10 protein-coding genes are annotated in these 16821 nt (G+C 46.5%); all 10 read left to right on the plus strand.

The window, feature by feature from the left end:
* Positions 1-687: 687 nt before the first annotated feature.
* The 10 genes from secE (at position 688) to RDO37_RS10045 (ending at position 16787) form a co-directional block, all read left to right on the plus strand.
* The gene (gene secE, locus RDO37_RS10000; protein ID WP_052338973.1) at positions 688-1206 is read left to right on the plus strand and encodes a preprotein translocase subunit SecE; all 519 of its coding nucleotides are present in this window, start codon (positions 688-690) and stop codon (positions 1204-1206) included.
* Between the two features lie 309 nt (positions 1207-1515).
* Positions 1516-2049 (plus strand): transcription termination/antitermination protein NusG, encoded by a 534-nt coding sequence (gene nusG, locus RDO37_RS10005; protein ID WP_027939729.1) that lies wholly within the window; start codon positions 1516-1518, stop codon positions 2047-2049.
* Between the two features lie 661 nt (positions 2050-2710).
* Positions 2711-3139, plus strand: a complete 429-nt coding sequence (gene rplK, locus RDO37_RS10010; RefSeq protein ID WP_027939730.1) for a 50S ribosomal protein L11 — start codon at positions 2711-2713, stop codon at positions 3137-3139.
* A gap of 3 nt (positions 3140-3142) precedes the next feature.
* Positions 3143-3859 (plus strand): 50S ribosomal protein L1, encoded by a 717-nt coding sequence (gene rplA / locus RDO37_RS10015; protein ID WP_303074092.1) that lies wholly within the window; start codon positions 3143-3145, stop codon positions 3857-3859.
* 325 nt (positions 3860-4184) lie between these two features.
* On the plus strand, positions 4185-4694 hold the full coding sequence (gene rplJ, locus RDO37_RS10020) for a 50S ribosomal protein L10 (protein WP_027939732.1): 510 nt from the start codon (positions 4185-4187) through the stop codon (positions 4692-4694).
* A gap of 168 nt (positions 4695-4862) precedes the next feature.
* On the plus strand, positions 4863-5234 hold the full coding sequence (gene rplL / locus RDO37_RS10025; protein ID WP_273320112.1) for a 50S ribosomal protein L7/L12: 372 nt from the start codon (positions 4863-4865) through the stop codon (positions 5232-5234).
* Between the two features lie 1277 nt (positions 5235-6511).
* Entirely contained in the window at positions 6512-10993 is a 4482-nt protein-coding gene (gene rpoB, locus RDO37_RS10030; RefSeq protein WP_308498985.1) for a DNA-directed RNA polymerase subunit beta, read from the plus strand.
* Positions 10994-11311: 318 nt separating this feature from the next.
* Positions 11312-15697 (plus strand): DNA-directed RNA polymerase subunit beta', encoded by a 4386-nt coding sequence (gene rpoC, locus RDO37_RS10035; RefSeq protein ID WP_084281704.1) that lies wholly within the window; start codon positions 11312-11314, stop codon positions 15695-15697.
* A gap of 218 nt (positions 15698-15915) precedes the next feature.
* Positions 15916-16317 (plus strand): DsrE family protein, encoded by a 402-nt coding sequence (locus RDO37_RS10040; protein WP_308498986.1) that lies wholly within the window; start codon positions 15916-15918, stop codon positions 16315-16317.
* Positions 16311-16787 (plus strand): hypothetical protein, encoded by a 477-nt coding sequence (locus RDO37_RS10045; protein ID WP_308498987.1) that lies wholly within the window; start codon positions 16311-16313, stop codon positions 16785-16787. The genes RDO37_RS10040 and RDO37_RS10045 overlap by 7 nt, the downstream gene beginning before the upstream one ends.
* Positions 16788-16821: the final 34 nt, after the last annotated feature.

The following is a 16821-nucleotide window of genomic DNA, read 5'->3' on the forward strand; positions in this document are numbered from 1 at the left end:
ACGGGTTACTTTGATTGCAGGTAGGTCGAATGGTAGAGGTAGGAAGTCTTTCATGGGGATATGCACTCGGTCAATAAATGGATAGGTGATTATATTATATATTGACCGATAAAACAAGAGATATTCAATGATTTTATATATCGATATTGATCGTTATATGATCAAAGGAGAAAATAGCCACTTAGATAGATCATTAGATGGTATAGCTTATCTCTATAGTTTCTATTAACGCTTCGCTTGTCTAAGACATAAAAAGTGCTGATATATCCCCGTTTTAGGTTGACTAATGACGTGGTATAGGGTATTTTTCTTTGCTCAGATCAGATCTTTTCAAGATCACAGATTTAAGGTCTCTAACCTTTGTTAAGACCTAATTAAGCTCCCGCATTAGATCATTAAAGACGCTTTAAACATACTTATCTAGCCATGTGTTAGATCTGATGCTTACGTCTTATTTATAGTGTCTATTAGCTCTATTAGAGAGTTAAACGCTATGTGCCGGGATCTCTAATTTAACTGAGCTTAAGAAGATTTACTGATGGACTTTCAGTAATCATAAGACTCCAGATTTAGCCCATGACAGTCACACTCTTGCTTTGTAAGCTCTAGGTTGCATTGCAAGTACAGCTGTCACATACATTGATTGTTTAAGCCGGGATCTCTGTATGCAAGTACAGAGTGTCAAAAATGAGCGAAAGTAAGAACAGCAAGCAGACAGCTGATGCTTCTAAGAAAGCAAATGCTGCCGTTAAGAACAAGAAGTCCGATCTTAAGACTGCCGATACCAAGAAAGCCGAGGTAAAGAAGGTAGATGCTAAGAAGGCAAAGCAGGGTGCTTCTAACCCACTTGATTATGTCTTATGGACTGTATCCCTTGCTTTATTAGTGCTTGCAATCGGTGGTAATTACTACTACACCCGCTTCATGATGATCGATGAGACTTCTTTAGTCCGTTTAGGTCGTGTAGCTTTAGTTATTGCTATCATCGTAGCTGGTCTTGCTGTTACTCTGTTTACTAGCAAGGGCAAGAGACTGCTCGCTTTCACCCGCGACTCCTACACCGAGTTACGTAAGGTAGTATGGCCAACTCGTAACGAGGGTCTGCAGACTACTTTCATCGTTTTCATCGCTGTAAGCTTAGTCAGCCTCTTCCTGTACTTATGCGACCTGATCTTCTTGCAGATCGTCCGCATCATCACCTTATAAGATAGATAGGTGTCCTAAATGTCAGATTTAGAAAACATGGTAGAAGAGAAGGTAGAGTCTGCAGAGCAGGGCGTATCTGCCGAAGCTCCTATGGTCGACGATATCGCACAAGATGCAGAAGCTCCTTTCTTAACTGATGAGCAGGCTGCTGCATCAGGTGAAGCTTCTCCTTTTGACGCTGTAATCGCACAGGTAGAAGAGTCTAAGAAGGCTCCTGCTAAGAAGGTTGCAACTAGAAATAAGAAGACTGGTCTTATCGACCTCAAGAAGCCATTAAAGTTAGAGCCTAAGGATCCATCTGAGGTTCCTATGCGTTGGTACATCCTGCAGGCCTACTCTGGCTTCGAGCAGCGTGTTGCTCAAGCTTTAATCGAGCGTATCAAGATTAACAACATGGAAGAGTACTTCGGTGAAGTCTTGGTACCAAAAGAGAAGGTTAAGGACGTTAAAGACGGTAAGCAGCGTGAGAGTGAGCGTAAGTTCTTCCCAGGCTATGTTATGGTCGAGATGAAGATGACCTCCGACTCTTGGCAGCTTGTTAAGCACACCGAGCGCGTATTAGGCTTTATCGGTGGTACTCCAGAGCGTCCAATGCCAATTACTAAGGCTGAGGCTGATCGTATCTTAAATCGCCTGAAGGAGACCTCTGAGGCTCCACGTCCTAAGAACCTCTTTGAAGTTGGTGAAAAGGTTCGTGCTACCGAGGGTACCTTCAAGGACTTCTCTGGTACCGTTGAGAAGGTTGATTACGAGAAGAACCGTCTTACCGTTTCTATCAATATCTTCGGTCGTGCTACCCCAGTTGAGCTTGAGCTCGGCCAGGTTGAAAAAGATATCGACTAAGTGCATGGATGGCTTATCAAAGCCTCAATGTATTGTTGCGAAAGGGCAGTCATATGACTGCCTTTTTTATAGCTGTCATCTATATCCTCATCCCCTTGCGTATCTGCAGCCATATCTAAGAGCATCTCAATAGCCCTCGCAACAGCGCTCTGCTTTTTTACATTGTCCCCTTACATTGCTTTTCCAAATTTTCCTCTGCCGCTGCAGCTTGCTTCGACCTCTTAAGCAGCTAAATTTGCTGCTTTGCATTTCACGCTCTAAATAGCGTCGAGAGCCTTGATTGTTATGGTGGCTTGAAGATCGGGGATCATAAGGTGGGGTGGCCTTAGGACTTAAAAAGATCAGTGATGTGAGGGGGAAAAGCAGTGGATCATAGCTTTGAGGATCAGAAGATCATTAGGACTAAGTCTGATTTAAATGAAATGTAAAAAAGATCACCAAAAGTTGTTGATCAGCGAAAATGGATTCTGTATAATATTAAGGATTTACTGTTTTGTGACGTAGATCTCATTTTTGAGGGTTTCTAAGTCATATTCAGTATCAGATTTCCTAGTAAATCAAGGTTCTACCCTTGATGCGGGAAGCGTATCAAACTCGGAGAGTTTGACGTATCAAACACCTTGTTTGAGCGCGCCATACCCACATAGAGAGAATTTATAACATGGCAAAGAAAGTTTCTGCCTACATCAAGCTGCAGGTTGGCGCTGGTAATGCCAATCCAGCTCCTCCAGTAGGTCCTGCCTTAGGTCAGCACGGCGTTAACATTATGGAGTTCTGCAAGGCATTCAATGCTCACACTGCAAAACTCGAGAAGGGCGCCCCAGTTCCAGTAGTTATTACTGTTTATGCTGACAAGTCTTTCACCTTCATCACTAAGACCCCACCAGCATCCTTCTTAATCAAGAAGGCTCTGAACATCCAGTCAGCTTCTCACAAGCCTGGCAAGGAAGTAGCTGGTAAGATCACCATGGCTCAGTGCCTTGAGATCGCTAAGGTTAAAGAGCCTGACATGACCGGTGCAGATTTAGAAGCTTCTGCACGTACAATCGCCGGTACTGCCCGCTCCATGGGTGTTCAGGTGGAGGAGTAAGACATGGCAAAGTTATCTAAGCGCATGAAGGAAATCCGTTCCATCATCGACCGCACTCGCGAGTATGATGTAACTGAGGGTTTCGACACCTTAAAGAAGACCGCTAAGGCAAAGTTCGTTGAGTCTGTAGACGTAGCTATCCAGCTCGGTATCGACCCAACCAAGTCCGACCAGAACATCCGTGGCGCTACCGTTCTGCCACACGGCACCGGCCGTAGCGTTCGCGTTGTAGTTTTCACCCAGGGCGAATTAGCTGAGCAGGCTAAGGCTGCAGGTGCAGACTTCGTAGGTATGGACGAGCTTGCTCACGAGATTAAGCAGGGCAAGTCTGACTTTGACGTAGTTATCGCTTCTCCAGATGCAATGCGCGTTGTAGGTCAGTTAGGTCAGATCTTAGGTCCACGTGGCTTAATGCCAAACCCTAAGGTTGGTACTGTTACCCGTGACGTAGCTACCGCTGTTAAGAATGCTAAGTCTGGTCAGGTTCGTTACCGTAACGATAAGACTGGTGTTATCCAGGCTTCTATCGGCAAGGTTGACTTCGACTCTGCCAAGCTGGTTGACAACTTAAACGCTTTATTAGGCGCTATTGTTAAGGCTAAGCCAGCTGCTGCTAAGGGCACCTTCATCAAGAAGGTATGCATCTCCACCACTATGGGTGGCGGCATCACCGTTGATAAGAGCACCTTAAAGACTGATCGTGCTGGCGCTGCTTCTTAATAGCAACGTCTAGAGCATCAGCTTTAGAGCCCTTAAAGAAAGGGGCTTAGGCCTCTTTCTTAAAGATTACATGTTTGGATACTAACATTATGAATTTGGCCGGGAGCTTAATCTCCCAACCAAAGACCGCAGGGGGAAGTATCCTTAATCATCCTGCGCAGGCGGAAATTAGCTCTATAGGATCTATCCTTTAGAATTGATATCCGGTACATACCCCTATAATGGGGTCAACTGTCATAGCTTAAGCATAAGTCAGCCTGTATGTACGTCTTATATGCAGGGGATAAGTGTGGCGGCTGTGATAAACCAGGAGTCACTGCTAAAAATGGCATTAAATCTCGAAGACAAGAAGCAAATTGTTGCTGATGTTAGCGAAGTCGCCAAGAAAGCATTATCAGCTGTTTGTGCTGATTCCTGTGGCATTCCTGTAGCTGCAATGACCAAGCTCCGCAAGGACGCACGTGCTAACAACGTTTACTTACACGTTGTTCGTAACACCCTCCTTGCTCGTGCTGTAGAAGGCACCGCTTTTGAGTGCATGAAGGACCAGTTCAAGGGCCCAACCTTAATCGGTCTTTCCATGGAGCACCCAGGCGCAGCTGCACGTCTGTTCAAGGAATTCGCAAAGCAGAACGACAAGTTCTCCATCAAAGCCTTAGCTTTTGAAGGCACTTTATATGATGGTAAGGACGTTGACGTATTAGCATCACTGCCAACCTACGAGGAAGGCGTTGCTCAGTTAATGGCAACCATGAAGGAAGCTGCAGCTGGCAAGCTCGTACGTACTCTTTCTGCTCTGGGCGACAAGCTTCAGGCAGAGGGTGGCGCTGCTTAATAGAGCCTTATGGCTTTATAAAGCACAGTCTGCTTTCTAAGACTAAGTTGCAACTTTGTATATTTACTAAAGTTGCATCATAACTGACTTAGTCAGTCTAAAGATTTTTTGATGAGCATGCTTTTAGCACTCATCTATACAGATTACTTTTTCTAAAGGAATACCAAAATGGCATTATCTAAGGATGATATCATTAACGCTATTGCTGAAATGAGCGTTATGGAAGTTGTTGAGCTCGTTAAGGCAATGGAAGAGAAGTTCGGCGTTTCAGCTGCTGCTGCTGTAGTTGCTGGCCCAGCTGCTGGCGGTGCCGCTGCTGCTGAGGAGAAGACCGAGTTCGACGTAACCTTAAAGGACGTTGGTGGCAACAAGATCGCTGTTATTAAGGCAGTTCGTGGCGCTACCGGTTTAGGCCTGAAGGAAGCTAAGGACTTAGTTGAGTCTGCTCCTGCTAAGATCAAGGAAGGCGTTTCTAAGGAAGACGCTGAGGCTCTCAAGAAGGCCTTCGAAGAGGCTGGTGCTACTGTTACCATCGAGTAATAGACACTGCTCAAATAGCCGAATGCTTCGATTCGGAGTACAGGCTGCCTAGCAGCCTGTGCAATATAACCCGAGTGCTCTTAATGGGCCTCGGGTTTCGATGCCTTAAAAGGTGATGCAATTTAACTGAAGAACATTCAGATTTTGACATCAATACTCACCAGGACGATGCCGGGGTCAGCTCTGACCTAAATTAAGTAAAAGTGCACAAGCTTAATTTGTGTTTTCCGTCCGTCTTAGGCCTATGGCCTGTTCTAAGCGTTCCAAAAACAGTTAGTTACTACCGTGTTACTGATCAGCCATGCAGCCTGTGTATGAGCTCAAACAGATTATAGGGAAAACGCGCTGCGCGCTGCCCATTCTCTGCCGATCATTAGCCTGTAGAATCGCGCTTATATACTCTGCACCGTACCCTTTGACTTAGGTCTTAGGTAAATACCGTATTACAAAGTTCATTTCTTGGCTGCTGCTCTTTAGAGCAATCGGCACTTAAATGTGCCCAGAGCAGATAAGAAACCGTTGCACACATGGTCTTTAAATGCCATTAAGTGCACAAGCTAAGAGCTTTTATGTAGGTTTCGGTCGTTAAAGGCGACCGTCTGCGCTGTATGAGTGAATGAACTTGAGTATGCTGCAAAGTCAGCTAACGCTCCATGCGAGCATCTATGTTCAACTATTAGTTTGAGAGCAACGATCTTGTTTAAGCTCATTGAAAGCTTCTTTAATAAAGATCGTATAGCTACATTAGTTTGCTCAGGCTTTAAATGCCAGGGTAGTTTGAACAAACTTACGGATGCAGCTTGTAGCAGCGGATTTAATTACTGGTAAGAATAAGGGCATGTTTTTATATGCCATTATTAACGCTGTGGACGACGACCTAACTCAATGAAGCTTTGCGTGAGCTTTTCATTCGGTCGTGCATCTTGAAGTGATGAGTAACAGTCTTAATCTTAATGGTTGCAGTGACTTGCGCCATCCATGACCTCAAACCACCTAAGATGGCTGTGTATAGCCTTATGCTTGTAGTACAACGCACAAGTGTTTGTAACTTGTATAAGAGCACAACATCTATATTAGTGATTTGACCCGGTAGCAAAGAAATAGTAAAGCAAAGATACGAACATAAACTTTACATGTTCTAAAAACTGTAAAAGGTTTAAAGTAGTAGATTAGGCTTTAAATATCAATGCGTTGACCGGTTTGCTTGTTGCAAGCAGGGCAGGCGGCTTTTATAGCCCCTCAATCGCGACAAAGATCAACCTGAGGATCCCAATTCCATGGTCTACTCGTATACTGAGCAAAAGCGTATCCGTAAGGATTTCGGAAAGCGAGTTAAGGTGCTCGACACCCCATACTTACTTGCCGTTCAGCTTGATTCATTCAAACAATTCATCAGCGCCGATCCGTTAAATGAGAACGGCTTAGTTGCTGCTTTCAAGAGTGTTTTCCCAATCAAGTCATATTCGGGAAATGCTGAGCTCTGTTACAACTCTTTCAAGTTAGGTGAGCCTAAGTTCGATGTTCACGAGTGTATGATTCGTGGCACCACTTACTCTGCCCCTCTTAAGGTCAACTTAAGCCTTATTCGTTACGAGAAGGACTCTCCTAAGACTGTTAAAGAGAAGATTGACCAGGAAGTCTATATGGGCGAAATTCCGCTCATGACTGAGAATGGTACCTTCATCATTAACGGTACTGAGCGTGTAGTTGTTTCTCAGTTACACCGTTCTCCTGGTGTATTCTTTGACAATGATAAGGGTAAGACCCACCCAGGTCGCGTACTCTTCTCTGCCCGTATTATTCCTTACCGTGGCTCATGGTTAGACTTCGAGTTCGATCACCGCGACAACCTGTTTGTTCGTATCGACCGTCGTCGTAAGTTACCAGCATCTGTTCTGCTGCGTGCTTTAGGTTACAACACCGAGCAGATTCTCGATATCTTCTACGATACCGTTGCAATTGAGATCAAGTCCAATAAGCTCATGATGGAGCTTGTTCCTGATCGTCTGCGTGGTGAAACCGCTACTTTCGACATTCAGCTTGATGGCAAGGTATTAGTTGAGGCTGGTAAGAAGATTACCGTTCGCCATATTCGTGAACTGCGTAAGGCTGGCCAGAACTATATCGAGATTCCACCTGAGCACCTTATCGGTAAGATCCTCGCTAAGGACTACAAGGATAAGGAAGGCAATGTAGTGTTAGCTGCTAACACTGAGCTTACCTTAGAGAAGCTGCCTTTAATTCCTCAGTTAGGTCTCAAGCGCTTTGAGATCCTCTTCACCTCTCAGGTTGATGAGGGTTCATTCATTGCTGATACCATGCGTTCTGACGCAACTCGTGATCTCACTTCAGACAACGATGATCGCATCGCTGCTCTGTTTGAAATCTACAAGATGATGCGTCCAGGTGAGCCTCCAACCACCGAAGCTGCAGAAGGTCTCTTTAACAACCTGTTCTTTGCAGAGGATCGCTACGACTTATCTTCTGTAGGTCGTATGAAGTTTGATTCTCGCTTCGTTGAGATCTCACGTGTCAAGACCGCTTTAGAGCGCACCTTATCTGACAGCGAGTTCCCTATTAACACCCAGGATGGTGGCATCTACGTAACTGGTGGCTATGTATACGCTGAGTATCCAAAGCTTCTTGACATCGTACGTGCACACTTAGAGCCATCTGAGGCTCAGTGCCTGCCTCTGTCCAATCCAGAGCGTTGTGCTGACAAGCTCTTAGACTTCCTCGACGGCTTCTTAGTTAAGGCTGTAAACGATCCAATGGTAAGTGCCGCCGATCGTTTCGTCTTCAAGAAGGTTCAGATCACTCCAAAGGATGGTGAGACCGTTGAGCTCGAGCGTTGCGTAATTCTGCCATTAGACCTCCTTAAGGATCGTACTGCTAAGGCAGCTATTATCGATGCTGAAGTAACTGATAAGAAGGGTAAGGCCTTAAACTTAATCCGTGAGCGTGATGAGTTATACCGTGGCACCCTGTCTCACAACGACATCATCAAGGTTATGCGTTACCTCGTGCGTATCCGCAACGGTAAAGAGACCATTGATGATATCGATCACTTAGGCAACAGACGTATTCGTTCCGTTGGTGAAATGGCTGAAAACCAGTTCCGTATCGGTCTGGTTCGTGTAGAGCGTGCAGTTAAGGAGCGTCTGTCTTTAGGCGATCTCGATAGCACCACTCCACAAGAGCTCATCAACGCTAAGCCAATTAGTGCTGCTATTAAGGAGTTCTTCGGCTCTTCACAGTTATCTCAGTTCATGGATCAGAACAACCCATTATCTGAGGTTACCCACAAACGTCGTATCTCCGCTTTAGGCCCAGGTGGTTTAACCCGTGAGCGTGCTGGCTTCGAGGTTCGTGACGTTCACCCAACCCACTACGGTCGTTTATGTCCAATTGAGACCCCTGAAGGTCCAAACATTGGTCTTATCAACTCCTTAGCTGTGTTTGCTCGTTGCAACGACTATGGCTTCTTAGAGACTCCATACCGTCGTGTTAACAATCAGCACGTATCTGAGGACTTTGAGTACTTATCTGCTATCGACGAAGGTCAGTATGTTATTGCTCAGGCAAACACTGACTTAGACGAGAACGGTAACATCATCGATGAGTACGTACAGTGCCGTTACAAGGGAGAATCTACTGTTCGCCGCGCTAGTGACGTACAGTACATGGACGTTTCACCTCAGCAGGTTATTTCCGTTGCTGCAGCGTTGATTCCGTTCCTTGAGCACGATGACGCTAACCGTGCGCTGATGGGTGCAAACATGCAGCGTCAGGCTGTTCCTACTGTTCGTTCTGAAAAGCCATTCGTTGGTACTGGTATGGAGCGTGCTGTAGCGGTTGACTCTGGTGTTTCCATCGTGGCACGTCGTGGCGGTGTTATCGAGCACGTTGATGGCAACCGTATCGTTGTTCGTGTTAACGAAGATGAGATCCGTGGTACTTCTGATGCTGGTATCGATATTTACAACCTCATCAAGTACACCCGTTCTAACCAGAACACCTGCATTAACCAGCGTCCATGTGTAAACATTTACGAGCAGGTTGCAGCTGGTGACGTATTAGCTGACGGTAGCTCCACTGATTTAGGTGAGCTGGCATTAGGTCAGAACTTACGTATCGCCTTCATGCCATGGAATGGTTACAACTACGAGGACTCTATCTTAGTTTCCGAGCGTGTTGCAGCTAAGGATCGTTTAACCACTATCCACATTCAGGAAATCTCCTGTGTGGCTCGTGACACCAAGCTCGGCCCTGAGGAAATCACTGCTGATATTCCTAACGTAGGTGAGCAGGCTCTCTCTAAGCTTGATGAGTCCGGTATCGTTTATGTTGGTGCTGAAGTTTGCGGCGGCGACATCCTCGTTGGTAAGGTAACTCCAAAGGGTGAGACCCAGTTAACTCCAGAAGAGAAGCTGCTTCGCGCTATCTTCGGTGAGAAGGCCTCCGAGGTTAAGGATTCCTCAACTCGCGTACCTAACGGTGTATTCGGTACTGTTGTAGACGTACAGGTATTCACCCGTGAGGGCGTAGATAAGGATTCACGCGCACTCGAAATCGAAGAGATGCAGCTGAGCAAGGCACGTAAGGACTTAGACGAAGAGTTCTCATTCTTAACTGCCGGTATGCTCCGCCAGGTACGTAACATCCTCGTCCGTGCTGGTTTAGACCGCAAGGAAGTTGATGCTCTGTCCGATGTTGAGCTCTTTGAGTGCCACGTACCTAACGACAAGGCACTGCGTGAGATTGAAGAAATCTCTGCTCGCATTGATGAGTACCGTGCTGAGTACAAGGAAAAGTACGAAGTTATCCGCCGTAAGATCACTGAGGGTGATGACTTAACCCCAGGCGTTCTGAAGATCGTTAAGGTTTACCTCGCTGTTAAGCGTCGTATTCAGCCAGGCGATAAGATGGCAGGTCGTCACGGTAACAAGGGTGTTATCTCTAAGATTTGCCCTATCGAGGATATGCCATACGATGAGGATGGTGTACCAGTAGATATCGTGCTCAACCCATTAGGTGTGCCTTCTCGTATGAACATTGGTCAGGTTCTCGAGGTTCACTTAGGTTTAGCTGCTAAGGGTATCGGTAATGTCATCAACAAGATGCTTGTTGAGCAAAAGGCTATTGCTGAAATCCGCGCTATGCTGCAGAAGATCTACGATTTAGGTGGCTCTTCACAGGAAGTAGACATTAGCTCAATGTCTGATGATCAGGTAATGGTACTTGCCGAGAACTTACGTGACGGTATGCCAGTAGCTACCCCTGTATTCGACGGTGCAACCGAAGAATCCATTAAGGAGCTGCTCGAGCTTGCAGGTCTGCCTAAGTCCGGTCAGATGACTTTATTTGACGGTACTACTGGTCGTCCATTCGAGCGTAAGGTAACCGTTGGTTATATGTACATGCTCAAGCTCAACCACTTAGTTGATGACAAGATGCATGCTCGTTCTACCGGTTCTTACTCATTAGTTACTCAGCAGCCATTAGGCGGTAAGGCTCAGTTCGGTGGTCAGCGCTTCGGTGAAATGGAAGTGTGGGCCCTTGAGGCTTACGGTGCTGCCTATACCTTACGTGAGATGCTGACTGTTAAGTCAGACGACGTAAACGGCAGAACCAAGATGTACAAGAACATCGTTGACGGTGCATACAAGATGGAAGCTAGCATCCCAGAATCCTTCAATGTATTGCTTCGTGAAATCCGCTCGCTGGGTATCAATATCGACCTGGTTCGCAAAGACTAATTGCCGTGGTGGCAGCTTCAATGAAGCTGCTGCCTAAAAAGCAGGGCAACCTGCTGCAGGGGCTAAAAAAGTCCCTGCGCTAAGGCATGGAGTTGTAAAGTCGCTTTTTGGACGTTTTATCCTAAGAGCTGCTGGTCAGACAATCAAAGCCGTGAGGGACAAATATTCACGGCTCTAAAGCGAAACTGACAACTCATAAAAGATAATTTCTTCGCAGGAGAAACTGTTGTGAGCATGCAAGAAATCGGTCAAGACGAGACCCTCTTAGAGGGCTTTGGCACCGAACTTCCGACCGCTAATAAGGACGACGAGTTTGCAATGGGCTTAGATATTTCTGAGTCTTTAGGCAAGCTTGCTAACCGCAGCAACAACGCCCTCAAGCAGAAGCTTGAGGATTTTGACGCGATCAAGATTGGTCTTGCATCGCCTGAGATGATCCGTGCTTGGTCTTATGGCGAAGTTAAGAAGCCAGAGACCATCAACTATCGTACTTTCAAGCCAGAGCGTGACGGCTTATTCTGTGCCAAGATCTTCGGCCCTACCAAGGATTACGAGTGTCTTTGCGGTAAGTACAAGCGTTTAAAGCACCGTGGCACTATCTGTGATAAGTGTGGTGTTGAAGTTACCCAGGCTAAGGTTCGTCGTGAGCGTATGGGCCACATTGAGCTGGCATCCCCTGTAGCTCACATTTGGTTCTTAAAGTCACTGCCATCCCGTATCGGTCTGATTCTCGATATGAAGTTACGCGATATTGAAAGCGTACTTTACTTCGAGAGCTATGTTGTTACCGATCCTGGTATGACTGAGCTTCGTGAGCGTCAGCTGCTCACCGAAGAAGAGTACATGAATGCACTCGAGCTCTTTGGTGATGACTTTAGCGCCAAGATGGGTGCTGAGGCTATCTTAGAGATCCTGCAGCACATGGATCTTGAGGCCGAGATTAACTCTTTACGTGAGTCTTTAGACACCACCTCTTCAGAGTCTAATCGTAAGAAGTACGCCAAGCGCTTAAAGCTCATGGAGTCTTTCGTTCATTCTGGTAACAAGCCTGAGTGGATGATCTTAACTGTTCTGCCAGTTCTGCCTCCAGATTTACGTCCATTAGTTCCACTTGATGGCGGTCGTTTTGCTACTTCCGATCTCAACGACTTATACCGTCGTGTGATCAACCGTAACAACCGTTTAAAGCGTCTTTTAGACTTAGTTGCTCCAGAGATCATCGTACGTAACGAAAAGCGTATGCTCCAGGAGTCCGTTGACGCTCTGATGGATAACGGTCGTCGCGGTCGCGCTATTTCTGGCTCTAACAAGCGCCCATTAAAGTCACTTGCTGACATGATTAAGGGTAAGCAAGGTCGTTTCCGTCAGAACCTGCTCGGTAAGCGTGTTGACTACTCTGGTCGTTCTGTAATTACTTGCGGTCCTAATCTGCGTCTGCACCAGTGCGGTCTTCCTAAGAAGATGGCATTAGAGCTCTTCAAGCCATTCATTTTCGGTCGTCTTGAGATGCGCGGTCACGCCGCTACCATCAAGGCCGCTAAGAAGATGGTAGAGCGCGAGGATGCAATCGTATGGGATGTACTTGAAGAGGTAATCCGCGAGCATCCAGTATTATTAAACCGTGCTCCGACCCTGCACCGTTTAGGTATTCAGGCTTTCGAGCCAATCTTAGTTGAAGGTAAGGCTATCCGTCTGCACCCACTCGTATGTCCAGCATTTAACGCTGACTTCGACGGTGACCAGATGGCTGTTCACATTCCATTAACCCTTGAGGCTCAGCTTGAGGCTCGTGCGTTAATGATGTCTACCAACAACATTCTGTCTCCTGCTTCAGGTGACCCAATCATCGTTCCTGCACAGGACGTGGTTTTAGGCCTGTACTACATGTCTAAGTCACGTGTTGGCGCTAAGGGCGAGGGTATGATCATCTCTGATGCCCATGAGGCTGAGCGTCTGTACAAGAGTGGTGTTGCTGAGATGCAGGCTCGTGTTGCTTGCCGCATCTCTTACTCTGTTAAGGATCCAGAGACTGGTGAGTTCACCGATAAGAATGAGCTGCGCTTAACCACTATTGGTCGTGCCATTCTCTCTTTAATCCTGCCACGCGGTATGTCCTATGACTTCATTGATCCTCCAGTAGAGGGTGTAAATGAAGAGAACATGCGTGAAGTATTAGCTCAGAAGGATTGGTTTACCAAGGTATCTAACCAGCCTTTAGGTAAGAAGCGTATTGCAGGCTTATTAAACAACTGCTACCGCCTCTTAGGCCTCTCTGAGACCGTATACTTCGCTGACCGCGTCATGTACACCGGTTTCCGTAACGCAGCTATCTCCGGTTCTTCTGTTTGCGTTGACGATATGCTCATTCCTAAGGAGAAGCAGACCATTATTGCTGCAGCTCAGAAGGAAGTTCTGTCCATTCAGCAACAGTACGATAACGGTCAGATTACCCAAGGCGAGCGTTATAACAAGGTTATCGATATTTGGTCTAACGCCAACGATAAGGTTATGAAGGCTATGATGGCCAACTTATCCGTTGAGAAGGCAACCAATATCTTAGGTCAAGAAGAGCAGCAGGCATCTTTCAACAGCATCTACATGATGGCTGACTCAGGTGCTCGTGGTTCTCCAGCTCAGATTCGTCAGCTTGCCGGTATGCGTGGTCTGATGGCAACCCCAGATGGTTCCATTATTGAAACCCCAATTATCGCTAACTTCCGTGAAGGTCTGAACGTACAGCAGTACTTCATTTCAACCCACGGTGCTCGTAAGGGTCTTGCTGATACCGCTCTTAAGACCGCTAACTCCGGTTACTTAACTCGTCGTCTCGTTGACGTAGCTCAGGATCTGGTGATCACTGAGGACGATTGCGGTACCACTGAGGGTCTCGAGATCACTCCACACGTAAGCGGTGGTGACGTTATTGAGAACTTACGTGACCGTGTATTAGGTCGTACCTTAGCTGATGACGTCTTAAAGCCAGGTTCTAAGGAAGTTCTGCTTCCTGCTGGTATGCTCTTAGATGAGAAGTGCTGCACTATCTTAGAAGAGTACAAGATTGAGAAGGTAAAGGTTCGTTCACCTATTACTTGCTCCACTAAGTACGGTGTTTGCGCTAAGTGCTATGGTCGTGACCTTGCTCGTGGCCACATCGTTAACGCTGGTGAGGCAGTTGGTGTTATCGCTGCTCAGTCCATCGGTGAGCCTGGTACTCAGCTGACCATGCGTACCTTCCACATTGGTGGTGCTGCATCTCGTGCTGTTGCTGAGTCTGGTGCAACTGTTAAGAATTCAGGTACTATCCGTATCCTGAACTCTAAGACTGTAACTAATACCGACGGTAAGGAAGTAGTAACTTCCCGTCAGTCCGAGTTATTAGTTATGGACGAGTTTGGTGCTTCAAAGGAAAGCCATAAGATCCCTTACGGCGCTATCTTTGAGGTTAAGGATGGTGAAGAGGTTAAGGCTGGCGCTGTTGTCGCTCGTTGGGACCCTCACACCCACCCAATTATTTCTGAAGTGCACGGTCGCTTAAAGTTCATCGACATTATCGAGGGTATTACCGTTGATAAGAAGGAAGATGAGGCTTTAGGTATTTCCTCTATCGAGGTCCGTGAGATCGCTGCTCGCCCATCTCAGGGTAAGGACAAGCGTCCAGCTGTTAAGATCGTTGATCAAGACGGTAACGACGTAATGATCCCAGGTACTACTGTTCCTGCTCAGTACATGCTTCAGGGTAAGGCCATTGTGCAGTTACTCGACGGTGCAGAGGTTAACATCGGTGATATTATCGCCCGTATTCCTCAGCAGGCTGGTGGTACTAAGGATATTACCGGTGGTCTTCCACGTGTTGCTGACCTCTTTGAGGCTCGTGCTCCTAAGGAGCCTGCAATCTTGGCTGAGATCTCTGGTACTGTTTCCTTCGGTAAGGAGACCAAGTCCAAGCGTCGTCTCATCATTACTCCAGAGCCAGGCACTTTAAACGAGATCGGTCTGCCAGCAGAGCAGCATGAGGAGATGATCGCCCTGTCACGCAACCTGAACGTCTTCGAGGGCGAAAAGGTTGAGAAGGGTGAAGTGATCGCTGACGGTCCAGAGTCTCCACACGACATTCTGCGTCTGCGTGGTGTTAACGCTGTAGCTAACTACATCGTTAACGAGGTTCAGGACGTTTACCGTCTGCAGGGTGTAAAGATTAACGATAAGCACATTGAGGTTATCGTTCGTCAGATGCTCCGCAAGTGCGAGATCTTAGACCCAGGTGAGTCCACTGAGTTTATCAAGGATGAGCTTGCTGAGGTTGCATACGTACGTACCGTAAACGAGCGTCTGCGTTCTGAGGGCAAGAGAGAGGTTCTCTACCGTCATATCCTCATGGGTCTGACTAAGGCTTCCTTATCTACTGAGTCCTTCATCTCAGCTGCATCCTTCCAGGAAACCACTCGTGTTCTTACCGAGGCTTCCGTGGCAGGCAAGCTCGACGAGCTGCGCGGCCTGAAGGAGAACGTAATCGTAGGTCGTCTCATCCCAGCTGGTACTGGCTTCAAGTACCATCAGCAGCGTCGCGAGGAAATTGCTCGTGCCAAGCTGCGTAATGAGTCTTACGATGTAATTCTCAACAACACTGAAGTTGAGAAGCAGATTGGTGAGGCTTTAGATAACTTAAGCTTTATGGACACCTTCAATCAGAATGGTGGTTTCTAAAGCTAAGTTATAAAGCTAAGAGGCTGCAGATACTTAATCTGCAGTTATAAAAAAAGGCCGTAAGTATCAAGCTTGCGGCCTTTTTTTTCACCAAATATTCCATGCGATCGCAAAGTTAGTAAGATAAGTGCCAGCCTTAAACTATTTTTAGCTTGTTTAGCTTTATAGTTCTAAGCTTGAAAGCTTGGGTTTTACCTAAATCTTGTTCGGAGTCGTATGTGAAAGAGAGCTTTATCATCAACTGCCCAGCTACACTCACTCATGGCCATCAGAGCCTTATCGACATGATTGCAAGTGTTGAGGACAAGAGAACAATCGGTGCTTTGATTTTTATGGGAGCGGCTGCCCCCCTTGCTGCAGCTAATACGAGCATGCTATCTAATTGTTTTGGACCTCAAAGTGCCATGACAAATGATGATATGGAGAAGATCCACAAGCTTACTAAACTGTATCAAAAGCTAGCCTTAGATCATGGCGCTAAACTGCTCGTGTGCGGTAAAGCCGCAAGATCAAGAGGTTTAACTGAGCAAAGCATGCTCGCAGAGGGTTTTGAATTTTCAGGTTATATGGAGATCTTAGCTCTGCTCAATCGCAAGGATGAGAAGGTGATTACATGGTAACTATAGTTGTTTACTTTGAAAGCCTGCATAACTTCGCCGCCACCTCATCATCACAAGCGCAGCAAGATGCAGCTTCTTTAAATGACACAACGATAGGCGAGCTTAGGCTACGTTATGAGCAAGGTTTAGATCTCCTCTTAAATGCTGCAGATCTAGAGGTACCATGTAGTGCCATCTTCATGGAGAGAGCAGATCTTAACGCGACCATCTTACAAGAGTGCTTAGGCGAGTCTTTAATAAAGAAGTTTAAGCAGCTTGAGCTTTACGAAATTCCAACCTTCGTGCTCGCACCGTCAAATGTAGCGACGGCGCTAGACACTAATGTAGCGACGGAGTTAGACACTAGTGTTGCAAGCAGCTTGCAATCTAAGAGTGCTACAAGCGCGATCTTGGACTTTGCTAAGGTTATTACGGCTAATGAGTACCGAGATCTTGAGCTTATTGAGGTAGCTCAAAACTTTACAGTCTAGGCTTTAAAACCCAGATCTTTATTAAGCCTGATCT

It is taken from the genome of uncultured Anaerobiospirillum sp., assembly GCF_902485895.1.
Lineage (GTDB): Bacteria > Pseudomonadota > Gammaproteobacteria > Enterobacterales > Succinivibrionaceae > Anaerobiospirillum > Anaerobiospirillum succiniciproducens.